A 23,226-nucleotide genomic window follows, 5' to 3' on the forward strand; every position below is an offset into this window, starting at 1 on the left:
AAGGTTTGGCGAACATGAACAGTAGCGGCACCACCGCCAGCGCCGAGCTGGGCCTGCGGCTCGTGGTCCCCGACCGCACCTCGGTCCCCCTGGTCGCGCGGCTGGACTACACCGCCGACGACCCCTACGCGATCAAGGTGGCCTTCCACACCGGCGAGGACGAGCCGGTCGAGTGGATCTTCGCCCGCGAGCTGGTGACGGTCGGCATCGTGCGCCCCGTCGGCGAGGGCGACGTCCAGGTGTGGCCCTCCAAGGGCGGCGACGAGCGCACCGTCAACATCGCGCTCTCCTCGCCCTTCGGCCAGGCGCAGTTCGACGCCCCGGTGGCCCCCCTCGCCGAGTTCCTGCACCGCACCTACGAGATCGTCCCGGCCGGGGAAGAGGGCGGCCACATCGACCTCGACGCCGAGATCGAGCGCCACCTCTACTCCTGACGTCTGGGCCCGCGCCCGCCGCCCCGGTGCCTACGGGAGCGGTTCCGGGCCAGTGCGGGCGCGCCCGGACGCGCCGGAGACGCATATGCCGCCGGTGGTTTACCCACGGCATTGCATGACAAACACATCGCGGGGCGAATCATTCCCCCGAAATACGGACGAGTGCCGCGGGCCCACGGCCCGCGGCACTCGCGCATCCCGCCCTCCCCGCGGTCAGGGGTCCATGTCCGCGGCGGAGCGGTCGGCGAAGACGTCCATGGCCTTGCGGGTGACCGGGCCCGGGGCGGCGGGCAGGTCCCGGCCGTCGATGGCGCTGATCGCCTGCACGTCGCGCCCGGTGGAGGTCAGGAACGCCTCGGAGACCCGGTCCAGGTCGGCCATGGGGACGTCGGCCTCCTGCCCCCCGGCCCACTCCAGCACCAGCTCCCGGGTGATGCCCGCCAGCGGGCCCGCCGACAGCGGCGGCGTCACCAGGCGGCCGTCCAGCACCACGAACATGTTGCTGCCGGTGCCCTCGCACAGGTTCCCCCGGGTGTTGGCGAAGACCGCCTCACTGGCGCCGCGGTCGTGGGCGTACTTCAGCGCCAGCACGTTGTCGGCGTAGGAGGTCGTCTTCAGGCCCGCGAGGGCGCCCTTCTCGTTGCGGGGCCAGGGCACCGTCTGCACGGGAACGGACGGCGGGATCGGGGGGAACGGGCCGATCCCCACGATGTAGGTCGGCTCCCCGGCGCCCCGCTCCGAACCGAGCGGCGCCGGGCCCCCGGTCATGGTGATCCGGATCCGCGAGGGGTCGGTGTCCGCGTTGGCCTCGACCGCGCGGCGGACCCCCTCGGCGACCAGTTCCAGGTCGGGTTCGGGCAGCCCGAGGCCGGCCGCCGACCGGGCGAGCCGGCGCAGGTGCCGCGAGAGCGCGAACGGGCGGCCCGCCACCCCCTTGACGGTCTCGAAGACCCCGTCCCCCACGGTGATCCCGTGGTCCAGCGCGGGGATCCTGGCCTCCTCTTCGGCGAGGACCTCGCCCCGGCCGAAGCCCGCGCCCGCGATCCACACCCGCATGGCATCCACCCCCGATGTCGACATGTGCTGTGCGGCCGATCCTGCCACGCACGGCCCCGGATCGGGCGGGATCGGCGGCCCCCGTTCCCGGCGGCCCCTCCCGGCGGCCCCTGTAGCCCCACACGGCGCCTCCGCGGCGGGCCCGGCTACGACCGCCCGCCCGGCAGGCGCAAGCCCCGTGTCCGGCATTGGCCGGAACCTCGGCACGGGGCACCCCGGTCAGTACCGTGACCGCTGGGTAACCGGCGTATCCGCCGTCTCCCGCGGCACCGCGCACCACTCCGACATCGCGATGGAAACCGGCCCCACGGGTTACGAATGGCTATCATCTGGGCAACGCTTATGGGGATCCCCACCCACGGGCGTCGCCCGGTGGGCCGGGACGGACGGCCCACGAACCCACCCCACGACAGAGCTTGAGAGTTATGACCACACGGAGCACCGCCCCTGGCGAACTGAGCTGGCTGCTGGACGACCTGCTCACCCGCGCGCAAGGAACACGGCACGCCATCGTCCTGTCCACCGACGGCCTGCTGATGGCGGCGTCGAGCGGGCTGGACCGTTCCGCCGCCGAGCATCTGTCCGCCATCGCATCCGGACTGCACAGCCTCGCCGGAGGAGCGGCGCGGCAGTTCCAGGCGGGGGAGATCCGGCAGAGCATCATCGAGATGGACGGGGCCTTCCTGTTCGTCGCCGCCGCCGGTGAGGGCGCCTGCATGGCGCTGCTGTCCGACACCGACAGCGACGTGGGGCTGATCGCCTACGAGATGAACAAGGTGATCGAACGGGTGGGCCAGTACCTGTCGGCCCCGCCCCGCCCGGACATGCCGGGCACGCCCGCACGCGCGGAGCGCTGACGGCGCCGGGGTGACGGCGCACGGCGACCGGCACGGCTCCACGGCGCGCTCGCGCGTACGCGAGCGCGCCCGCCCCGAGGGAGGCCCGGCCCACACTCCCCGATTCCGATTTCGCGCTGGCGCCGATATCCGCTAGAGTTCAACACATCGCAGCGAGGCGGACCGGCGGGAACACCGGCCGGACCGACCCCCTCCGATGCGGACGTGGCTCAGCTGGTAGAGCATCACCTTGCCAAGGTGAGGGTCGCGGGTTCGAATCCCGTCGTCCGCTCTGGACCGCCCCGGCGGTCCGCGACAACACACATGTGCACGGGGTACCGCTCACGTGACACGCGGACGTGGCTCAGCTGGTAGAGCATCACCTTGCCAAGGTGAGGGTCGCGGGTTCGAATCCCGTCGTCCGCTCGGAGAAGCCGTATGGGGCACTCGAAACGCCGCACGGCTCATGGCGGAGTGGCCGAGTGGCTTAGGCAAGGGACTGCAAATCCCTGTACACGGGTTCGATTCCCGTCTCCGCCTCTAGACGTACCGGGTTCCACTCGGGCGGTTAGCTCAGTTGGTTAGAGCGCTACCTTGACACGGTAGAGGTCACAGGTTCGAATCCTGTATCGCCCACCAGCATCACTGCAGGTCAGAGGCCGTTCATCGGTCTCGGTCAGTGGTCAGTGGCCTCGTTGATGGAGCCATAGAGGAGATGATCTTCCTCCGGCACCATCACGAGGCCCTTCTTGTATCCAGAGCACGGTAGTACTCACCGACCCGTGGAACCGTCTCCATGAGCCGCTCACGCTCCCCCGGCTGCAGCGCCTGAAGGCTCTGCCGCCAGCGCTCCTCCAGGACATCACGGACCTTCTTCTTCATCGGCGGGGTCACATGCTCGTACACCTCGCCCATCCCCGGCATCCGGTGCCCCAGCCGAGCCGCGCGGGCCACCTCGGGCACCCCGTCCTCCGACAGCCAGGTCCGGTGGGTGTGGCGCCCCTCGTTGAAGGTGAACCCCGGCAGCACCGGCCCCCGCAGCCACGCTGGCCTTGCGCTCGTAGCGGCGGTGCAGTCTTCGGCATCCACCCAGCCAGGCCATGGTCCGCTCGACCTGCCACCGGTGCCGCCCCAAGCGCTGGGAGGTTTCGATGCCCTTGCGGGCGATGCGGTGGCCGATGCTGTGTCGGCTGAGCCATCGGCGCAGGCGGGCGTAGTCGTAGCCTTTATCGCCGTGCAGCTCGGCGGGTTTGCGGCGGCGGGGCCCGCGCCTGGAGCGGATCGGCGCGATCGGGCGCACCAGCGGTTGATGGGCCCGGCTGTCATGGGTGCTGGCCCCGGAGATCGCGACGGATAGGGGCAGACCGCTCCGTTCGGTGATCAGGTGGATCTTCGACCCGTTCTTGCCGCGGTCGACAGGATTCGGGCCCGTCAGGCCCCCCTTTTGCCGCGCGCATGTTGACCGAGCCGATCGCGCACCGCGACCAGTCCAGCTCACCGCGCGATCCGAGCTCGTCCAGGACCACGCGGTGCAGCTTGGCCCAGACGCGGGCGCGGCTCCACTCGGTGAAGCGCCGGTGCGCGGTGGGGCCCGAAGGGCCGAAGACCGGCGGGAGCCGGGCCCAGGTGCAGCCGGTGGTGGCCACGAAGATGATCGCGGCCGGCACCTCGCGGTCGCCGTATCTGCGCCGGCCCCCGCCCTGCGGGCGGGTGGGCGCATCGGGAACCACGCGCTGGAAGAGTTCCCGCAGTCGGTCCGGGACAAGGCGCTCGGCCATCGACACCCGGCCGGGCTACCGAGACTCCAAATGAGATGACCTCTTAGGACTCGCCTGCTTCGCACCACCAGGAGGTGTTCGTTTCGTGGACTCCTTTCCGGTCGTTTTGTCCGGATGGCGCCCGTGTTCCAGGTAAAAACGCCCTGCCTCCGTGATGTGCGCTTGCCACCTGCCGTGGCGCTTGCCCGCCGTTACCAGGCCCCGATCGCGCAGCGCGTAGACCGAGAGGCGGTAACCGGTTTGCTCCGGACCACCGAGGCCGTCGCCGTCAGCGATCCGCGACAGCACCGACAACTGCAGTTCGTTGAGCGGATCCCAGCGACGCATGCCGTTCCTTGCCCGGAGGGTGCGGGTGTACTCCGGCTGAGTGAGAGGTCAGGCCCGATGAGTATTCAGAGTTCGAAGCTACATCAGCCCGCCGTTCCTCGAGAGCCGAATGGGAGGAAAGGACCCGCCTACCGAAGATCAACCCGCAGACGAGGAGATACGGGGCGCCGAAGTACTCGCCCCTTGGCCGAAACGCCCCTCCTGTCCCCACTGCTTGACCAGGCGTCCCCAGCGTTCCTTGCGGTTGAAGCGGAGGGCGATCTCCCTACCTGCGGGAAGGGAGCCGTCTTCTCCTCGGTTCTCCTGGGCCCACCTCCATGCCCCCACCTGGAGGCGAGGGGCGCCCGGTCGGTCCGGTGACAGGGCGCGGGCCGGCTCAGTGTCGCGGTCCACGGCTTCGACCACATGCAGGCGGGGCCGGTCGACGTTGCCCTGCCCTGGTCGGTCATGCTGCTCAGCGGAAACCGGATTCGCAGTTGCGCCGGGCTCATCGGGTGCGTTCTCAGCGCTCGCGCCCTGCTCACGCCGGAGTTCGCGCATCAGTTGCGGGCCAGGAAATGGGGGAACGGTTCGACTCCCCCGGACACCAGCCATTGGCACATGCCGTGGAGGTCCGGTTCGATTCGGGTCTCCACTTCGCGTTTCTCGGGGCGGTCAGGTCAGCCGAAAGTCCAGCCCCGTGTAGAGGGCGCCGGCCTGATCTGAGCACGCGCCGGCGAGCGGTCGTCCTGGACCTCCCTGATCCACGCTGACACCACCCCGGGGCGGTGCCCGCCTCCAGCTCCCGGCGGTATCGGGCCAGCTTCTCGTCGCACTCGGGCCCCCTCTCCTCGGCCGACCGCTGCACCAGGCCGTCCGATCCGCTCTCCTGCTGGGACCCGGCGATCAGCCGCATGGTCTCACCGCGCCGGACGGGGCCGAACAGCCTGGGCAACCCGGTACCGGCCCTGAGAACCCCGTCGGCCGTCCGACCTCGGATTCCAGCGGTATATCGCATGGGACCCATTGACCGCGCTTCCCCCCGTCCCTACATTGGACCGCTATACGGGACGAATGATCCTTATCGTGGAACTCAAGGGGTACTCGTGGCACCTGCTCCCGCTGTCTCGCCGCTCACCGACTTCGACCTCGCCGAGCGCTCGCTCATCATCACCGGTGCTACCGGCTCCCTCGGCAGCGCGGCGGCACGCACCCTGCACGCCATGGGCTGCCGCCTGACGCTGGCCGGCGGCAGCGGCGACAAGCTCGACGCCTTGGCCGCGGAGCTGGACGGGCCCGGCCGGGTCCGCACCGTTCGGCGCCGCCCGGACACCCCGGCGGACGCCGCGGCCATCGTGTCGGCCGCGGTCGAGGAACACGGCGACGTGCACGGCCTGCTCGTCGCCTCCGGCATGAACCACGTCGCCCCCGTCACCGACATGCGGGTCGAGGACTTCGACGCCGTGCAGGCCGCGAACGTCCGCGGTCCATGGCTGATGTGCCAGGCGGTGGGGCGGCACATGCTCGGCCGCGGCGGAGGCGGCAGCGTGGTGCTGGTGTCGTCCACGCGCGGCCGGTTGGGCCACCCGGCCGGGTACTCCGCCTACTGCCCGTCGAAGGCGGCCGTCGACCTGCTCGGCCGCAGCCTGGCCGCCGAGTGGGGCGGCGCGGGGATCCGGGTCAACGTCCTGGCCCCCACCGTGTTCCGGTCGGAGCTGACCGCCTGGATGTACGAGGACGACGAGAAGGCCACCGAGACCCGCAACGCCATGGTCGCCCGCATACCGCTGGGCCGTCTCGCCGAGCCCGCGGATTTCGGCGGGGCGTTGGTGTACCTGCTCAGCGACGCCTCCTCGTTCGTCACCGGACAGGTGCTGTACCTCGATGGGGGGTACACCGCATGCTGACCGTCGCCGTCGTCGGAGCCGGCCTCATGGGCCGCGGCATAGCCGGTGTGTTCGCGGGTGCCGGTCACCCGGTACGCCTGCACGACGTCGACGCCGACGCCCTGCACCGCGCAGTGGACGGCCTGCGCGGCTCCGAACGGCCCGTCGACGGCAGCACCGACCTGGCCACCGCCGTCTCCGGGGCCGACCTCGTCATCGAGGCCGTCACCGAGAATCTGCCGGCGAAGCGGGACCTGTTCGCCCGCCTGGACGGCCTGCTGCCTGAGGCGCTGCTGGCCAGCAACACCTCCGTGCTGCCCGTGAGCGCCATCGCCGAGCGCGCCACCCGCCCCGAGCGGGTGGTCGGCACCCACTGGTGGAACCCGCCCCACCTGGTCCCCGTGGTCGAGGTGGTGCGCGGGGAGTACACCGGCGAGGAGACCATGGAGCGCACCACGGACCTGCTGGCCTCCCTCGGCAAGCTGCCGGTCCGGGTCGAGCGCGACGTGCCGGGGTTCGTCGGCAACCGCCTCCAGCACGCCCTGTGGCGTGAGGCGGTCGCGCTGGTCGAACACGGAGTGTGCACCGCCGAGACGGTCGAGACCGTGGTGCGCAACACCATCGGCCTCCGGCTGGCCGCGATGGGCCCGCTGGAGAACGCCGACTACGTCGGCCTCGACCTCACCCTGGCCATCCACGAGGCGGTTCTGCCCGCCCTGGACCGCTCCCCGGCTCCTTCGCGGCTGCTGCGCGACCTCGTGGCGGCCGGAGACGTGGGGGCGAAAAGCGGCCGCGGCTTTTTCACCTGGCCCCACGGCAGCCGCGAACGGGCAGGAGAAGGGCTCGCCCGACACATCGCCCGGCAGCTCGCCACCGCACCGGACACCCCGGACGGCGGTCCGGACGGCCGCCCGACGGGGCACCCGCACTGAGACCGCCGCACTGACAGGCCCCGGGTCCGCCCGCCGGGCCGGACCGCATCCGCACACCCTCTCCATGAAAGGCGGACGACCATGACCGACACCTCCTTCACCTGGCCCCTCGGCCGCAACGAAAGCGGCCTGGAGTTCTACGACCTGTCCCACCCGTGGGGGCACGGAACCCCGTGCTGGCCGTATTTCGAGGACGTGAAGATCGAGCGCCTGCACAGCATGTCGAAGTCCCGCGTGCTGACGCAGCGGATCAGCACCGTGATGCACTCGGGCACACACATCGACGCCCCCGGCCACGTCGTGGAGAACACTCCGCTCCTCGACGAGGTCCCGCTCAGCTCCTTCTTCGGCACCGGGGTGGTCGTGTCGATCCCCAAGAAGAAGTGGGAGGTCGTCACCGCCGCCGACCTGGAGGCGGCCGCGCCGGAGATCCGGCCCGGCGACATCGTGATCGTCAACACCGGCTGGCACCACACCTACGGGGACAACAGCGACTACTACGCCTACTCCCCCGGCTTCTACAAGGAGGCCGGGGAGTGGTTCGCCGACAAGGGCGTCAAGGCGGTGGGGACCGACACCCAGGCTCTGGACCACCCGCTGGCCACCGCCATCGGCCCGCACGGCCCCGGCGCCCCGAACGGCCTGCTGCCGTGGGCCTGCGAGGAGTACGAGGCCGAGACCGGCCGGAAGGTCCTCGACGACTTCCCGGAGTGGGAGCCGTGCCACCGCGCCATCCTGTCCAAAGGCATCATCGGCTTCGAGAACGTCGGCGGCGACCTGGACGCGGTCACCGGCCGACGCGTCACCTTCGCCGCGTTCCCCTGGCGCTGGACCGGCGGCGACGGGTGCATCGTCCGCCTGGTCGCCATCGTCGACCCGACCGGCACCTACCGGATCGAGCGGGGCGAGCGCGGATGAGCCCCATGCGCGTGACCCGGCTCCGCCAGGCCCCGGCCTACCGGCCGCCGGCGCACCACGGCGTTCGCGCACTCCGCCTGCAGGGCCACGAGGCCGGGCCGACCGAACGGTTCTCCACCGGCCTTTCCTACTATCTGCCCGGCGGAGCGGCCGAGCCCTCACCCGCGCCCGAAGAGACCGTCTACGTCGTCCTCGACGGCGAGCTGGTGGTCACCGCCGACGGCCGCGAGGAGATCCTGCGGAGGCACGACTCCGTCCACCTCGCCAAGGGCCAGATCCGCTCGGTGGAGAACCGCTCCCCCCTCCCCGCCACCCTGCTCGTCACCATCGCGCTGCCGCCCGGGGAGGACTGACATGGGCGCCGTCATCACCGTGGCCCCCACGGGGCCGATCGCGACCAAGGCCGACAACCCCCACCTGCCGACCTCCCCGGAGGGGATCGCCGCGGCCGTCGCCGACGCCTACCGGTCCGGCGCGTCGGTCGCCCACATCCACCTGCGTGACGAGCACCAGCGGCCGACCGCCGACCTGGACACCGCACGCCGGACCATGGACCTGATCGGCACGCGCTGCCCGATCCTGATCCAGCTCTCCACGGGAGTAGGGCTGAGCGTGCCGTTCGAGGAGCGCGAGCGGCTGGTGGAGCTGCGGCCCCGCATGGCCACCCTGAACCCCTGCTCGATGAGCTTCGGCGAGGGCGAGTTCCGCAACCCGCCCGACGGGGTGCGCCGCCTGGCGGCCCGCATGCGCGAGCTGGACGTCAAGCCGGAACTGGAGATCTACGACACGGGCCACCTGGAGGCGTGCCTGCGGCTGCGGGGGGAGGGGCTGCTCNCCTCGTGCTGGGCGTCCGCGGCGGCATGGCGGCCACGGCGGACAACCTCCTCACCATGGTCCGCCGGCTGCCGCCGGGGGCGGTCTGGCAGGTCATCGCGATCGGACGGCAGAACCTGCCGCTGACCGGCATGGGCCTGGCGCTCGGCGGCAACGCCCGCGCAGGGCTGGAGGACACCCTGCACCTCCGCAAGGGCGAGCTCGCCTCCGGCAACCGGCCCCTGGTCGACCGGGCGGTCGCCCTCGCCCGCGACCTCGATCTGACCCTCGCCGGGGTCGAGGAGACCGAAAGGCTCCTCGGTCTGCCGGACCGGGAGACCTGAGCACAGAAGCCGAGTCCGCCTCTCCCGGGGGGCCGGGGGAGGCAGGGAGGAAGGAGGTGCGGGGTGCCGTACCGCCCGGACCGCGGCCATGCGGCAGTCTGTGCGGGAGGCACCACGTGAGAAAGGACCCCATCCATGACGGTGGTCGACGAGCCGGCCAGGCCGGGGCGCGGCGGCGCGGGCGGCATCCAGGTGATCGCGCGGGCGGCGGAGGTGCTGCGCCTCCTCCAGGCAACCCCGTCCGGCCTGACACAGGCGGAGGTCGTCGAACGCATCGGCCTCGCCAAGTCGACGGTCCATCGCATCCTCGGGGCGCTGGAGGCCGAGGGGCTGGTCACCGTGGCCGACACCCGCGGGCGGTACCGCCTGGGACCCGAGATACCGCGCATGGCCGGTTCCGCCCGATCGGCGATGATCGTCGACCTCCGCCCCTACCTGGAGGACCTGTCCCGCGAGCTTGAGGAGACCGTCGACCTGTCGGTCGTCGAGGACCATCAGGTGGTCTTCGTCGACCAGGTCGTCGCCGACCGGCGGCTGCGCGCGGTCAGTGCGGTCGGCGCCGGCTTCCCCCTGCACTGCTGCGCGCCGGGCAAGGCCCTGCTCGCCGCTCTCCCGGAGGCCGCGTTCGAGGCCGCCGTCCCGAACCGGCTCACCGCCGAAACCCCGAACACCATCACCACCCGCTCCGCGCTGCGCCGCGAGCTCGACGAGGTCCGGCACACCGGTATCGCCTTCGACAGCGAAGAGCACACCCTCGGCATCTCCGCGGTCGGTGTCGCCGTTCGAACCGCGGCCTGGGGCCCCGCAGCCATCAGCGTGCCCACGCCGACGCAACGCTTCGCCGGGCGCGAGCAGGCGATCGTCGAGGCCTTGCAGCGTGCCCGGGACCGCATCACCGCAGACCTGGCCCCCGGGGAGCCGACACCGTGACGGCGTGACCCGCCGCCTCGGACAGGTCCCTCCCGCGCCCCCTCCGCCCCGGCCCGATATCAGGAGCATCCCAATGGGCCTGTCCGATGGACCTGTCCGAGATCGGCGGGACCGCCCGACCCGGGAACCTCTCCTACCAGGAGCGCACACCGGACGGGGCCGGCGCACGGCCGCCCCAGGGCGTTCGCTCGTCTCCCACACACCCACCACCGCGCCCCCTGCGGCTTCCCTCACCTTCCCTGTCGGCCGTGCAGACCGCGGCTTCCGGAGCACCACCCCATGACCGGGTTCCTGGCAAGAGCCGGAACCTGACGACGCAGGAAGCCCCACCGCACCGGGCCACCTGATTCCACCGGGCGAAGCGCGTGAACCCGCCCGGCTCCCCGCGAGGAGGGCGTGTCCTCATGTCCGTACACGGCCACCGTCCTCTCCGCCACCCCGACGCTCTCCCCGATCCCCCGGAGGCACCCCCCCATGGGAGCGAAACCGTCGCCACGGCCCCCGTCCGGACCACACCCCGCCGAGCCGCGCCTGTTCGTCCTGCTTGCCGCGATGATCGCGCTGTTCGAGGGGTACGACCTGTCCGTGTACGGGGCCACCGTGCCCGCCCTGCTGCGCGAGCCCGGTTGGGACCTGTCCACAGGGGAAGCCGGCGACATAGGATCACTCGTCCCCTTCGGCATGCTGGTCGGCGCCGGCATCGCCGGGGCCGCAGGGCGGCGCCTGGGTGCCCGCGGACTGCTCCTGTTCGGCCTCTCCTTCTTCTCCCTGTGCATGCTCGGCTCCGCCCTGGCCGACGGGCCCGGCGTGTTCGCCGCATCCCGCCTGCTCGCCGGGATCGGCCTGGGCGTGGTGCTGCCCACGCTCATGGCCGTCGTGGGCGAGATGTCCGCGCCGAAGGTCCGCGCCCGCAACATCGCCATCACCATGGCGGGCTCCTGCGCCGGCTCCCTGGGCGCCCCTCTGCTCGGCGCATGGCTGCTGCCGGAGGCGTCCTTCCGCGTGCTGTACCTCGTCGGCGCGGCCGCTCTGCTCACCGTGGTGCCCTGGGCCTTCCTGAGGCTGCCCGAGAGCCCGTTGTTCCTGCTGCGCACCGGCCGCGCAGAGGAGTCCCACCGGACCGCCGCCCGATTCGGGCTTCCGGCCCCACGGCCGCCCGCCGCCACGGCGCCCGCGCACCGGTTCCTCGGGCTCGGTCCGCTGCTCACCCGTCCGCTGGCCGGTACGACGCTGCTGTTCTGGGGGATGTCCTTCTGCGGCCTGCTGTTGATCTTCGGCTTCAGTACGTGGCTGCCGACCATCATGCAGACCGGCGGCTTCTCCATCGGCTCGGCATTGACCATGGCGTCCCTGTCGTGGATCGGTGCCGGCGTGGGCCTGGTCCCCGGCGGTCTGCTCGCCGACCGGTTCGGCCCCAAGCGCGTCGTGGCCGGCGCCTTCCTCTCCGGCGCTGCCGGCCTGGTCGTGATGGGCCAGAGCCCGCCCGCCTGGGTGCTGTACCTGTGCCTGCTCGTGTGCGGGTTCGGGCTGCTGGCCTGCCAGGCGCTCGTCAACGCCTACCTGATCGATCGCATGCCGCCGGACCTGCGTGTGTCGGCTGTCGGCTGGGCGCTGTCCGTCGGCCGGGTCGGCGCCGTCGTCGGCCCCGCGCTCGGCGGGCGCGTGCTCGACTCCGGGCTCGGGCTGGAATGGAACTTCTACGTCTTCGCCGCCGCTGCGGCCGTCGGCGCAGCCGCGGCGATCGCCGTCCCGACCCGAACGGCCGATCAGCGCGCGCCCCGCCGGACGGCCGCTCCCCTCAGCTCCGTCGAGGACCCCACGGCCGACTGACTCCCATCCCCAATCGCCACTCCGCCGGAAGCCCGGCCGCGCACCAGAGGGAGAACCCCCCATGAAGAAGATCGCGATCGAAGAACACTTCACCACCGCTGCCCTGGCCCACTACAGCGAGCCCGCCGCCGCCCTGTTCGACCCTGCCCGATGGGAGACCGCCATGCGGCGGCTGCTGGACTTCACCGGCGTCCGCCTGCCCCAGATGGACGAACTCGGCATCGACATGGAGGTGCTGTCCCTGACCGCGCCGGGCATCCAGGCCGAGCTCGACCGGGCCCTCGCCGTCAAGCGTGCGGCCCAGGCCAACGACGCCCTGGCCGAGATCGTTCGCGCGCATCCCACCCGCTTCTCCGGCTTCGCCGCACTGGCCCTCCAGGACCCGGACGGCGCGGCGGCCGAGCTGGAACGCGCCGTCACCCAACTCGGCCTGTGCGGAGCGCTGGTCAACGGCCACACCCACGGCGAGTACCTGGACGCGGCGAAGTTCCATCCCGTGTGGGAACGCGCCGAGGCCCTCGGCGTACCGATCTACCTGCACCCGGCCAACTCCTACGACGTGTGGCACAACCTGCGCGGCCACGAGGAACTGATCGGTCCCATGTGGAGCTGGGGCGTGGAGACCGCCACCCACGCCCTGCGTATCCTCTTCGGCGGCGTCTTCGACCGCTTCCCCGGCACCACCCTCGTCCTCGGCCACATGGGCGAAGGACTGCCCGCTCTCCTGTGGCGCCTGGACAGCCGCTGGGAATTCCTCGACCAGCGCGGCATCCGCCTGGCCAAGCCGCGCCCCTCCGACTACGTGCGCGACAACATGGTGATCACCACGAGCGGAGTGTGCGCCCACGCGCCCCTGCTCGGCAGCCTGCTCGCGCTCGGCGCCGACCGCATCATGTTCGCCACCGACTACCCCCTGGAGAGCAACCACGAGGCCGTCCGGTTCATCGAGACCGCTCCGATCAGCGAGCCCGACCGCGCGAAGATCTGCCACCGCAACGCCGAGCGCCTGCTCGGGCTGTGATCCGACGCCGCGCCCGCCGCCCCCGGCAATGTCCTGCGCCGACACGCCCCCGCCGCTTCCGGCGGGGCGGTCACAGTCCTCGGCCGTCGGCGGATATCCCCTGCATGAGCCGGTCGAGGTGTGCGCGCATGATGGCGATGAGGTCGAATCGGCGTCCGCTGGCGAGCCAGTGCCACTGCAGGCCGGACACGAGGGCGGCGCACTCGCGGGCGATGGCGTCGTGGTCCAGCCCCGGCTTGAGTTCGCCTTCGGCGGCCGCGGCGCGAAGCCGGTCGGCGAGCTCGCGGACTCCCTTCTCCTGCCAGTCGCTGAAGAAGTCGTGGGCGGGGTGGTCAGGGGCGGTCGCCTCGGCGCCGACCACGACGGCCAGCTCGATCATGCCCGGCGTTTCGAGGGTCTCCTCGGCGTCCTCCAGGTAGCACCGGAGAGCGTGCCGAATGGGGGCCGAGGCCGACACGCGCTTCCACCACTCGTCGAGCCGGGCGTGCCAGTACTCCACGGATGCAAGCAACAACTGCTGCTTGTCGCGGAAGTGGTGGAGCAGACCGGCGTCGGTGATGCCGGCCTCTCGGGCGACCTGCGCCAGTGAGGTCTTCCGATAGCCGTCGGTGCCGAAGCGCACCAATGCCGCTTCAAGGATCTGGTCGCGCCGGGCCAGTCCCGTCGCATAGGCGCCGCGCGGTCCCCTCGATCTCGCCATGCGGCCACATTAGCCGGGCGCACGTCTGCGGTCGGCGGGCCTCCCGCTGCACGCTCCAGAGATACATCGGAATGTGATGTCAATCACTTTCCCAATACCTAGTGTTCACTAGGTATTGGGTTCATCATCGTCGGAACGCGATGCGGCGGTCCGACGCCGACCGTGGATGCCGAGCAGTGATGACCGGCTTGCGGATCTCCTGCCCCCCGTCCCCTGATCACCCCGTCTCCTGATCACCCCCCGTGCGCGAAAGGAGCGGCCGCATGGAACCCACGTCAGCGAAGCCGCAGTCGAGGACCGCGACCCCGGTCGAGGACGCCCCGAGATGGACACCCCGGCTGGTGGCGGTGCTAGTGGCACTGGCCTGGCCCACCCAACTACTGGCGGCCGCGGGCATCCTGGGCGCCAATTCCACGGCCAGCGTGGCGCAGAGCTTCCAGACCGCGCACGTCGCCTGGTTCGGCCTCACGTTCACCCTGGTCTCCACCTTGCTGACGCCCTTCGTCATCAAGCTCGGCGACAAGTACGGCCGGAAGCCGGTCATGCTCGTCATGACGGGCCTCGGGGTGATCGGCGACGTCATCGCCGCCACTGCAGGCAGCTTCCCGCTGCTCCTGCTGGGCCGGGCGATCGGCGGCTGCTACGGCCCGTTCGCCGCACTCGCCTTCCCCGCGGTGCGCGACGTCTTCCCCCGCCGACTCGTCAAACCCGCCAGCGGCATCCTGGGCAGCAGCGTCGGCCTGGTCGCACTGGCCGCGCCCTTCCTGGCCGGTTGGCTTGTCGACAACTGGGGCTATGAGGGAGCGATGTGGTTCCTCGCCGGGGCCACGGCCGTCGCCTTCGTGCTCATCGCCGTCCTGGTCCCGCCGACCCCGAGGCACGACGCGCGCCCCGGATTCGACTGGCTGGGCGGGCTGACCCTGGGCGGAGGCCTGAGCGCCGTGGTGTTCGCGGTCGGCCAGGGCCAGGCCTGGGGCTGGGCGAGCGGGAAGACCCTCGGTTGGCTGGCGGCCGGCCTGGCAGCCGTGGTGCTCTTCCTGGTGGTGGAACGCCGCAGCCTGCACCCGATCCTGGACCTGGAGGTCCTCCGGCGCCGCCCGGTCGCCCTGGTCCTGCTCACCGGCGGGCTCGCACAGGCCGTGGCCTACACGATGCCGGCCATGGCGATCCTGCTCGCCCTCTACCCGCACATTCCCGGGGTGTCCGGCGGCCTGGGGTGGAGCGCGCAGCACAACGCCGTCGTGGGTGTGAGCTGGAACCTCGTGATGTTCGTGACCGGCCTGGCGGCCAGCCGCCTCCTGCGCCGGATCGATGCCCGGCGGATCTGGTGGGCGGGTCTGTCGGTGATGGCGGCGGGCTACGGCCTCATGGGCTTCTTCCACGGCGGCGAGGCCGAGCTCGTGGCCACCTCGTGCGTGGCACACCTCGGGGCCGGGCTCGTCGTCGCGGTGGCACCGGCCCTGGTCGTGGGGGTGGTGTCCAAGCGCGAGCAGGGTCTGGGCAGCGGCATGCTGAACCTGCTCACGAGCCTGTTCGGCACGGTCGCCACCGCTGGCTTCTTCGCCGTCCTCGCCGGTCACGGCAGCATCGTGGAGGGCACCACCCTCTACCGGGACGCCGGATTCGCCTGGGTGTTCTGGAGCGGCGCGCTGATCGCCTCGGGGACTCTCGTGGTCTCCCTCTTCATCCCCGCCCTCCGGGGCCCCGAAGAGCCCGGCGCCGCCACCTGACCGCCGTGCCCACCCCCGCCCCGTCCGGCCGCCGCTCGAGAAAGGTCGTCATGTCGCACGATTGGACCGCCCGCGCCATCGCGCCCGTTCACGAGGGCCCACCGATCCGGGAGGACGCGGGCCGCTCCGCCGCGCTGCTGCGCTCAGAGTTCACCCTGAAGGGCGAGGTGACGGCCGCCGAGCTCAGGGTGACCGCGCTCGGCGTGTACGAACTGGAGCTCAACGGGGCCGTCGTCGGTGACCACGTGCTGGCACCCGGGTGGACGAGCTACCACCACCGGCACCGGTACCAGGTCTTCGACGTGGCGGGACTGCTCCGGCCGGGCCGCAATGCGTGGGGGGCCCACCTCGCGGACGGCTGGTACCGCGGCCGACTGGGTTTCAACGGCGGTAGGCGCGACATCTACGGTTCCCGCACGGCGTTGCTGGCCGAATTGCGCGTCCGGTACGGGGACGGCACGGCCGGGGTCTTCGGGACCGGTGCCGATTGGAAGGCCGCTGAGGGGCCGGTGGTGGCGGCGGGGCTGTACGAGGGCGAGGAGTACGACGCCCGCAGGGAGCCGCCCGGCTGGAGTGAGCCCGGCTTCGACGACGGCCGGTGGGAGCCGGCGCAGGTCGTCGGTTTCGACACCTCGGTGTTGTTCGAGGCCGACAGCCCTCCGGTGCGGCGGACCGAGACGGTCGAGCCGGTCGCCGTGTTCACCTCGCCGGCCGGGCGGACCATTGTGGACTTCGGGCAGAACCTGGTCGGCAGGCTGCGCATCCGCCCGTGCGGCGAGGCCGGGCACAGCATCACACTGCGCCATGCCGAGGTGCTCGAGAACGGCGAGCCGTGCCTGCGTCCGCTGCGCGGCGCCGCGGCCACCGACCGCTACACGCTGCGCGGGGACGCCGACGGCGAGACCTGGGAGCCGCGGTTCACCTTCCACGGCTTCCGATACGCCGAGATCGACGACTGGCCAGGTGAGGTGGCCCCCGGCGACGTCTCCGCCGTGGTCGTGCACAGCGACCTGCGGCGCATCGGCTGGTTCGAGACCTCGGACCCGTCGCTGAACCGCCTGCACGACAACGTCGTCTGGGGGATGCGCGGTAACTTCCTCGACGTCCCCACCGACTGCCCGCAGCGCGACGAGCGCCTCGGCTGGACCGGCGACGTCGCCGTCTTCGCGCCGACCGCGGCGTTCCTCTACGACACCCGGGCCTTCCTGCGGTCCTGGCTGCGTGACCTCGCCGCCGACCAGAGCCGTGACGAACGGGGCGTGCCGCCGGTGATCAGCCCCGAGATCCCGCTGAACATCCCGGTCCCCATGCCGCCCGGCAACCCGGCGATGGCCGGCTGGTGCGACGCCGCGGTCACCGTGCCCTGGACGCTCTACGAGCGATACGGGGACGCCGACGTGTTGCGCGACCAGTACCCGTCGATGCGCGCCTGGGTGGATGCCGTCGACGCCATCGCAGGTCCCGGTCGCCTATGGGGAGAAGAAGGACTCCAGTTCGGCGACTGGCTCGACCCGACCGCGCCGCCGGACGCCCCGGGCCAGGCGATGACCTCCCCGCAGCTGGTCGCGACTGCCTACTTCGCCCGGTCGGCACGGCTACTGGCCCGCGCAGCCGGCGTCCTCGGCCGATGCCGCGACGCTCAGCGCTACCACGCCCTGGCCGACGCCGTGCGCACGGCTTTCCGGACGCGCTTCCACCGCGGGGGCGGTCGTCTGACCGAGGAGACCCAGACCGGGTACGCGCTCGCGCTGCGCTTCGGCCTGTTCGACGGCGGTAAGGAACGCACCGCTGCGGGCGACCGGTTGGCGGCCCTGGTGCGCGACCGAGGCCACCGGATCGGCACGGGGTTCCTCGGCACTCCGCCGGTGTGCGACGCACTCACCGACACCGGCCACGTCGACACCGCCTACCGACTGCTGTTCGAACGCTCCTGCCCCTCGTGGCTGTACCAGGTCGACATGGGCGCCACGACGGTCTGGGAACGCTGGGACGGCCTGCTGCCCGACGGATCGGTCAACCCGGGCGAGATGACGTCCTTCAACCACTACGCGCTGGGCGCGGTCGCCGACTGGCTGCACCGCACCGTCGCGGGGCTGGCGCCGGCCGCGCCCGGCTACCGCCGCCTGCTCGTGCGGCCGCGGCCCGGCGGAGGCCTGACCCGGGCGGCGGCCGCACACGAGACGCCCTACGGCCGGGCCGAAGTGGCCTGGCGTCTGCATGAGGGGCGGCTCACCGTCGACGTCACCGTGCCGGAGGACACCCGGGCCGCGGTCGATCTCCCCGGCGCCGCCCCCACCGAGGTCGGGCCGGGCGCTCACACCTTCCGTGTCCGGCACAACGAGAACGAGGAGAACCCGTGAAGCATCCGTATCAGGAGCCGAGCCGCGGCGTGGGGGAACGCCTGGCGGACCTGCTGCCCCGGATGACCCTGGAGGAGAAGGCAGGGCTGCTGTTCCACCATGTGATCGGTGCCCAGCCCGGTTCCGCGCCCGCCGGACGCACGGCCGGGCAGATGATGGACGAGCACCTGATGTCGCACTTCAACGTGCTGGGAACAGGGAGCCCTCGCGGGATGGCGGAGCTGCACAACCGCCTGCAGGAACGGGCCGCCGACACCCGGCTGGGCATCCCCGTGACGCTGTCCACCGACCCCAGGCACGCGTTCACCGACAACCCGGGAGCCGCGATGCCGGCGGGCGCGTTCTCCCAGTGGCCCGAGACGCCGGGCCTGGCCGCGATGGGCGACGTGGACCTGGTGCGCCGGTACGCCGACACCGTGCGCCGCGAATACCTGGCCGTCGGCCTGCGGGTGGCCCTCCATCCGCAGGCCGACCTGGCCACCGAACCGCGCTGGGCCCGGATCTCCGGCACCTTCGGCGAGGACGCCGACCTCACCGGGCGCCTGGTCGCCGCCTACATCGACGGTCTGCGCGGCCCGAGCGGGACGTGGGGGCCGGACAGCGTCGCCGCCATGGTCAAGCACTTCCCCGGCGGCGGGCCGCAGAAGGACGGGGAGGATCCGCATTTCCCCTACGGCAAGGAGCAGGTCTATCCGGGCGGCTTCTTCGACCACCACCTCGCCCCCTTCAAAGCCGCGATCGCCGCTGGAGCGACGCAGATGATGCCGTACTACGGCGTGCCGATCGGGGCCGGGTACGAGGAGGTCGGCTTCGGCTTCAACAAGGGCGTCATCTCCGGGCTGCTGCGCGGGGAACTGGGCTTCGACGGCATCGTCTGCACCGACTGGGGGCTGATCACCGACCAGCCGGTCATGGGAGAGCTCCACCAGGCCCGCGCCTGGGGGGTGGAGGAGCTCGGCCCGGCCGACCGCGTCCTGAAGGCGCTGGAGGCGGGCGTCGACCAGTTCGGCGGCGAGGCCCGACCCGAGCTGGTCGTGGACCTGGTCCGCTCAGGGCGGCTCGACGAGTCCCGCGTGGACACCTCGGTGTCCCGTCTGCTCGCCGAGAAGTTCCGGCTCGGACTGTTCGACGACCGCCGCTATGTCGATCCTGACACCGCGGAGCAGACCGTCGGCCGCAGCGAATTCCGCATGGCCGGGGAAGCCGCGCAGCGGTGCTCGCTGACGCTTTTGAAGAACCGCGAGGCCGTGCTGCCGCTGCGCGGCCGTCCTCGGTTGTACGTCGAGGGCGTCGATCCCGCCGTGGCGGGCGAGTACGCCGAGATCACCCCTGATCCGAGCCGCGCCGAGCTCGCGGTGGTGCGCCTGGTGACGCCGCACGAGCCCCGCCCCGGCGTTTTCGAGTCCTTTTTCCACGCCGGACGCCTCGACTTCGATGAGGACGGGCTCAGCGGAATCCTGGACCTGCTGGCCACCGTGCCGACGGTGGTGGTCGTGCACCTGGAGCGCCCCGCGGTGATCCCGGAGATCGCCGACCGCTGCGCCGCGCTGCTCGCCGACTACGGCGTCGGCGACCGGGCCCTGTTCGATGTCCTGTCCGGCCGGTTCGAACCGGGGGGAGCGCTGCCCTTCCAGCTGCCCCGCTCGATGGCCGACGTCGAGGCGGGCCGGCCGGACGTCCCCCAGGAGAGCCCGGATCCGCTCTTCCCGTTCGGTTACGGCCTGCGCTACCCCGCGGCGACGCACGAGCACGGGCCCGAAGAGCGCGTCCGAAGGGAGCGGTGAGCAGATGGCGGACTCGTTCGGCCACGGCCCGGAGGCGCTCGGACGCGATCACTGCGCCGGGGTGGTCTTCGCCGAGCGCGAGACCGGCCCGCTCGTCATGGACCTCGTGCTCCCGCCCGCGGACGAGCGGCGCGAGCGACGCGTCCCCGTCGTGGTGTGGTTGCACGGTGGAGGCTGGTTCACCGGGGACCGGTCCATGGCTCCGGATCCGGGCCGCACCTTGATCGCACGCGGGATCGCCATGGCCAGCATCGAGTACCGGCTGAGCGGGCAGGCGACCTTCCCGGCCCAGCTGCACGACGTCCGTTCCGCGATCCGGTTCCTGCGGTCGCGGGCCGACCGGTTCGGCCTCGACCCGGAGGCGATCGGCCTGTGGGGCTCCTCAGCGGGCGGGCACCTCGCCGCCCTGGCCGGGGTGTGCGGACACCGCGCGGCCCTGCCCGGTGAAACCGGCTCCGACGCCTCGGACGCCCGGGTGCAGGCGGTCTGCGACGGTTACGGGCCGGTGGACCTGCACCTGGCGGTCGCCGAGGCGGGCCACGGAATCCCGTCCCTGTCCGGGGCCGATGCACCCGAGGCGCGCCTGATCGGTGGGCACCCGGCGCAGATGCCCGAGCGGGCCAGGGCGGCCTGCCCGCTGACCTACGTCACCGGCGAGGCTCCGCCGTTCTTGATCGCGCACGGCACCGACGACGTGCTGGTGCGGCCGAAGCACAGCGTGATGCTGCACGAGGCGCTCCAGGGAACCGGGGTGGACAGTGTCCTCTACCTCGTGGACGGCTACCGGCACGGGTTCCTCAACCCGGCCGGAACCGTCGAGGTCGACGGGCCGAAGCTGATGGACGACGGCCGCTTGGAGTCCGACCGCCATGCCGCGGCGACGCGTTATGACAGCACTCCCGTAGACCGCTCCCCAGGAGAGCGCACCACGTTCTCGTTCGACACGATCGGCGGTTTCTTCCACCACCACCTTCAACAGAAGGGAAGAGCATGAACACGGATCTGGAATCCATCCACCGCATGGCACCTCTCCGCGGCCGACTGCCGGGCGAGCCCGTTCCCTACTACCTGTCGTCCGGCGAAGGCGTCCGGCTCGAAGTGGACGGACAGCTGTGGACCGTCATCGCCCGCACGCAGGACACCGGCGGACTGTTCGACGCCGCCTACATCACCGGCGGACGCGGCGCGCGAACCGGCTTCCACGCACACCGCGACCAGCAGCGGTCGTTCCTGGTAATCGACGGAAGCGTGCAGGTATGGCTGGGCAGGGAGAGCCGTGTCCTCGTCCCCGGCGACTCCGTCCACGTGCCTGCGGGCACCCCGGTGGCCTACCGGATGCTGGCCCACCTGACGCGGTTGCTCACCTGGGCGGCGCCGGGCGGTTCCCTGGCCTACATCGACCAGATCGGAACGCCCGTGGAGCGGCATATCCACCCGCCCCGTGCGACCGTCCGCACCACCGCCGAGGCGCGCGCGGCCCTCGGCGCTCCGTTCGGGATCACCTTTCCCGACCACGAGGAGGTCCGGGCGAGCGAGGAATGGGACACCCGGCTGCCCCCGGGCGCCGAGCCGTACTTCCTGCGCGCCGGCGAGGGGGACCGCGTGACGATGGGAAACGCCCTGAACACCTACCTCACGCGGGGGCGGAACACCGATCACCGCTACTTCGCCATCGGCACCCTGGGCGGCCACAGCCCGTACTTCGTCCGACACTTCCACGAGCAGCACACCGAGAACTTCCTGTGCCTCTCGGGACGGATCTGGCTACACGTCAACGGCCAAGAGCTGCTCTTGACCCGCGGCGACTTCGTCCACGCACCGGCCGGCACCATACATACCTTCGCCTTCGACGCCCACAACACGCAGATGCTCGGCATCCTCACCCCCGATGTCTTCGAGAGGTTCTTCGAAGAAGTCGGACGACCGACCCAGGACTACGTCCCGCAGGAGAGCACCGAACTGCTCACACCCCCCACACCGTCGCCACAGCTGCAGGCCGACCTGGACGTCGTGGTCGTGGGCCCACCACCCGAACGCCGCGTCGGACGGGAACTCTGACCTTCCTCACAGACGAACAGCGGGCCGCTGCCACAGGCCTGTAGAGGCCCCGGCCCCGGCCCGCTTCCATCGCGTCGGGCATTCGGTGGGGCATTCGGCATCCTGAGCACGGCACACACGCACCGACCGAACCGCCTCGGGCCGACCGCGGGCGGCGGTCCCGCTGAGGGTGCTCCGCCGCGCCGCGACCGGCCTGTGCGCGGTGTTCTTCCGGATGCGGCTAGTCAGCGCCCAGGGAGGACACCAGGTCCCCGAGCTCGTCGACGGTCTCGGACTCCTGCTCTGCCCCGAAGGCGATATCGCTGGTCACCGGGCTCACCGACACCGCGCCCTCGGCCATGGTGGCCACAGCGTCGGCGTTCTCGCGCTCCTCGGGGCGGCAGTCCTCGGCCTCGGGCTCACACGCCCGCAGCTGCATCTCGTAGGCCCCGCCGTCCTCGGCGTATTCCACGCCGACGACGGTGCCCACGCCCGCCTCGGTCCAGCGCACGTCGCCCACCGGCGCACCGTCGGCCGCCGCGGGGTGGTTCACGTTGACCACGTAGTCCGCGGTGAGCAGCTCGGCGCCGTGCATGCGGGCCACCAGGTCGGCCGCGAAGTCCGCCGCGACCGGGTAGGTCTCCGGCGGCACGCCCCCGGTCTCGAGGTCGATGGCGGCGCTGACCGCCACCGCCGGCACGCCCGTGCGCTGCGCGGCCAGCGCCGCCCCCACCGTGCCGGAGACCAGGAGCTGGCTGGCGAGGTTCGGACCGGAGTTGACGCCGCTGACCATCAGGTCGGGGTCGCCGTCCCAGCCGACCAGCTCCGACAGACCGTGGCCCAGGGCGAAGGAGACGGAGTCCACCGGGGTGGCGCTGGGGGAGCCCTCCTCGCACGGGCCGTCGTCCATGCACACTCCGTAGACCACGCCCTCGCTGGGGGCGTCGGCGCAGTCCCCGGCGTACTGCTCGGGGATCTCCGGCGGCTTGCCCACGGCCAGCGACCCCTCGCCGTGGATGGCGCTGCTCATCGAGCTCTGGTACCCCCAGGGCCCGAAGGTCACGACGTCCGCACCGGCCCCGCACAGTGCCGAGCGCAGTGCGTACAGGCCGAGACCGTCGGCTCCGTCCTCCTCTGCGGCCTGCACCGAGTCGTCGTTGGCCAGGAGAACCCGCATGCCCTCCAGTGAGGCGGCGGGGAAGTCGGCGGTCTCGGGGGCGGCGCCGCTGGTGTCCCCGCCGCTGCAGCCGGCGAGGGCCAGTGCCGCCGCCACGGCGGTGGCGGCCCAGCGCAGGCCGGGGCGAGCGCGGGAGGCGCGTCGGTTCGTCATCGTCACAGTGCCCTCTCGTCGGGGGATTGGGGGATCGGCGGCGCCCGCCGGGGCGGCCCTCCGTCTCATCGGAAGGCCCGCCCCGGCGGGGGGCGTGCCGCCGGTTAGATCCAGCCCTTCAGGCTGGCCATGTAGCCGTCGAAGTCGTCGCGGTGGGAGCAGTGGCCGGGGCCCTCGACCACCCGGACCTCGAAGCCACGG

18 protein-coding genes, 4 tRNA genes and 2 pseudogenes are annotated in these 23,226 nt (G+C 71.9%); 19 read left to right on the forward strand and 5 right to left on the reverse strand.

The window, feature by feature from the left end; genetic code table 11:
* Positions 1–14 precede the first annotated feature (14 nt).
* Positions 15–434, forward strand: coding sequence for an SsgA family sporulation/cell division regulator (locus tag D476_RS0128385; protein ID WP_026123938.1), 420 nt, complete (start codon positions 15–17; stop codon positions 432–434).
* Positions 435–647: 213 nt separating this feature from the next.
* Here the strand turns inward: D476_RS0128385 and D476_RS0128390 are convergent, their stop codons facing one another.
* On the reverse strand, positions 648–1,490 hold the full coding sequence (locus D476_RS0128390) for an aminotransferase class IV (protein ID WP_017627275.1): 843 nt from the start codon (positions 1,488–1,490) through the stop codon (positions 648–650).
* Positions 1,491–1,915: 425 nt separating this feature from the next.
* On the opposite strand from D476_RS0128390, the gene D476_RS0128395 reads away from it, so the two are divergent.
* The 5 genes from D476_RS0128395 to D476_RS0128415 all read left to right on the forward strand — a co-directional run bounded on the left by D476_RS0128395 (position 1,916) and on the right by D476_RS0128415 (position 2,965).
* Positions 1,916–2,347, forward strand: coding sequence for a roadblock/LC7 domain-containing protein (locus tag D476_RS0128395; protein ID WP_017627276.1), 432 nt, complete (start codon positions 1,916–1,918; stop codon positions 2,345–2,347).
* Between the two features lie 198 nt (positions 2,348–2,545).
* Positions 2,546–2,618 (forward strand) — tRNA-Gly (locus D476_RS0128400).
* Positions 2,619–2,679: 61 nt separating this feature from the next.
* Positions 2,680–2,752, forward strand: a tRNA-Gly gene (locus tag D476_RS0128405).
* Between the two features lie 42 nt (positions 2,753–2,794).
* Positions 2,795–2,866 (forward strand) — tRNA-Cys (locus tag D476_RS0128410).
* A gap of 22 nt (positions 2,867–2,888) precedes the next feature.
* Positions 2,889–2,965: transfer RNA gene (locus tag D476_RS0128415), tRNA-Val, on the forward strand.
* Positions 2,966–3,061: 96 nt separating this feature from the next.
* On the opposite strand, the gene D476_RS39460 is transcribed toward D476_RS0128415, so the two are convergent.
* Both D476_RS39460 and D476_RS37125 read right to left on the reverse strand, forming a co-directional pair.
* Positions 3,062–3,415, reverse strand: a complete 354-nt coding sequence (locus D476_RS39460) for a hypothetical protein (protein ID WP_192826444.1) — start codon at positions 3,413–3,415, stop codon at positions 3,062–3,064.
* A pseudogene (locus D476_RS37125) lies at positions 3,375–4,110 on the reverse strand (IS5 family transposase); the annotation flags it as partial. The pseudogene D476_RS37125 and the gene D476_RS39460, both read right to left, overlap by 41 nt.
* 1,406 nt (positions 4,111–5,516) lie before the next feature.
* On the opposite strand from D476_RS37125, the gene D476_RS0128425 reads away from it, so the two are divergent.
* The 8 genes and pseudogenes from D476_RS0128425 to D476_RS0128460 all read left to right on the forward strand — a co-directional run bounded on the left by D476_RS0128425 (position 5,517) and on the right by D476_RS0128460 (position 13,084).
* Positions 5,517–6,317, forward strand: coding sequence for an SDR family NAD(P)-dependent oxidoreductase (locus tag D476_RS0128425; protein ID WP_017627278.1), 801 nt, complete (start codon positions 5,517–5,519; stop codon positions 6,315–6,317).
* The gene (locus D476_RS34860) at positions 6,311–7,228 is read left to right on the forward strand and encodes a 3-hydroxyacyl-CoA dehydrogenase family protein (protein ID WP_017627279.1); all 918 of its coding nucleotides are present in this window, start codon (positions 6,311–6,313) and stop codon (positions 7,226–7,228) included. Before D476_RS0128425 ends, D476_RS34860 begins: the two co-directional genes overlap by 7 nt.
* An 81-nt stretch (positions 7,229–7,309) precedes the next feature.
* Positions 7,310–8,146, forward strand: a complete 837-nt coding sequence (locus D476_RS0128435) for a cyclase family protein (RefSeq protein ID WP_017627280.1) — start codon at positions 7,310–7,312, stop codon at positions 8,144–8,146.
* 5 nt (positions 8,147–8,151) lie between these two features.
* A complete protein-coding gene (locus tag D476_RS0128440) occupies positions 8,152–8,499 on the forward strand; it encodes a beta-D-galactosidase (RefSeq protein ID WP_017627281.1) in 348 nt (115 codons plus the stop codon).
* A 1-nt stretch (position 8,500) separates the two neighbouring features.
* Positions 8,501–9,303, forward strand: a pseudogene (locus tag D476_RS34865) (3-keto-5-aminohexanoate cleavage protein).
* Between the two features lie 135 nt (positions 9,304–9,438).
* A complete protein-coding gene (locus tag D476_RS0128450) occupies positions 9,439–10,233 on the forward strand; it encodes an IclR family transcriptional regulator (RefSeq protein WP_017627283.1) in 795 nt (264 codons plus the stop codon).
* A 474-nt stretch (positions 10,234–10,707) separates the two neighbouring features.
* Positions 10,708–12,063, forward strand: a complete 1,356-nt coding sequence (locus D476_RS34870; RefSeq protein WP_083939678.1) for an MFS transporter — start codon at positions 10,708–10,710, stop codon at positions 12,061–12,063.
* Positions 12,064–12,124: 61 nt separating this feature from the next.
* Positions 12,125–13,084, forward strand: a complete 960-nt coding sequence (locus D476_RS0128460; protein WP_017627285.1) for an amidohydrolase family protein — start codon at positions 12,125–12,127, stop codon at positions 13,082–13,084.
* 70 nt (positions 13,085–13,154) lie between these two features.
* Here the strand turns inward: D476_RS0128460 and D476_RS0128465 are convergent, their stop codons facing one another.
* Positions 13,155–13,784 (reverse strand): TetR/AcrR family transcriptional regulator, encoded by a 630-nt coding sequence (locus D476_RS0128465; protein ID WP_026123939.1) that lies wholly within the window; start codon positions 13,782–13,784, stop codon positions 13,155–13,157.
* Between the two features lie 263 nt (positions 13,785–14,047).
* Here D476_RS0128465 and D476_RS0128470 point away from each other — a divergent pair, with 263 nt between their 5' ends.
* The 5 genes from D476_RS0128470 to D476_RS0128490 are packed head-to-tail and all read left to right on the forward strand — an operon-like array spanning position 14,048 to position 21,716.
* On the forward strand, positions 14,048–15,514 hold the full coding sequence (locus D476_RS0128470; protein WP_026123940.1) for an MFS transporter: 1,467 nt from the start codon (positions 14,048–14,050) through the stop codon (positions 15,512–15,514).
* 50 nt (positions 15,515–15,564) lie between these two features.
* On the forward strand, positions 15,565–17,874 hold the full coding sequence (locus D476_RS34875; RefSeq protein ID WP_017627288.1) for a glycoside hydrolase family 78 protein: 2,310 nt from the start codon (positions 15,565–15,567) through the stop codon (positions 17,872–17,874).
* A complete protein-coding gene (locus tag D476_RS34880) occupies positions 17,871–19,658 on the forward strand; it encodes a glycoside hydrolase family 3 protein (protein ID WP_051061866.1) in 1,788 nt (595 codons plus the stop codon). Before D476_RS34875 ends, D476_RS34880 begins: the two co-directional genes overlap by 4 nt.
* A gap of 4 nt (positions 19,659–19,662) precedes the next feature.
* Positions 19,663–20,652 (forward strand): alpha/beta hydrolase, encoded by a 990-nt coding sequence (locus D476_RS0128485; RefSeq protein WP_017627290.1) that lies wholly within the window; start codon positions 19,663–19,665, stop codon positions 20,650–20,652.
* Positions 20,649–21,716 carry a quercetin 2,3-dioxygenase gene (locus tag D476_RS0128490; protein WP_017627291.1) on the forward strand — a complete coding sequence of 356 codons (1,068 nt, stop codon included), beginning with the start codon at positions 20,649–20,651 and terminating at the stop codon, positions 21,714–21,716. The genes D476_RS0128485 and D476_RS0128490 overlap by 4 nt, the downstream gene beginning before the upstream one ends.
* A gap of 220 nt (positions 21,717–21,936) precedes the next feature.
* Here D476_RS0128490 and D476_RS0128495 read toward each other — a convergent pair whose 3' ends face one another.
* On the reverse strand, positions 21,937–23,025 hold the full coding sequence (locus tag D476_RS0128495) for a 5'/3'-nucleotidase SurE (RefSeq protein WP_017627292.1): 1,089 nt from the start codon (positions 23,023–23,025) through the stop codon (positions 21,937–21,939).
* Positions 23,026–23,226: the final 201 nt, after the last annotated feature.

The organism is Nocardiopsis chromatogenes YIM 90109 (genome assembly GCF_000341185.1).
Classification (GTDB): domain Bacteria; phylum Actinomycetota; class Actinomycetes; order Streptosporangiales; family Streptosporangiaceae; genus Nocardiopsis_A; species Nocardiopsis_A chromatogenes.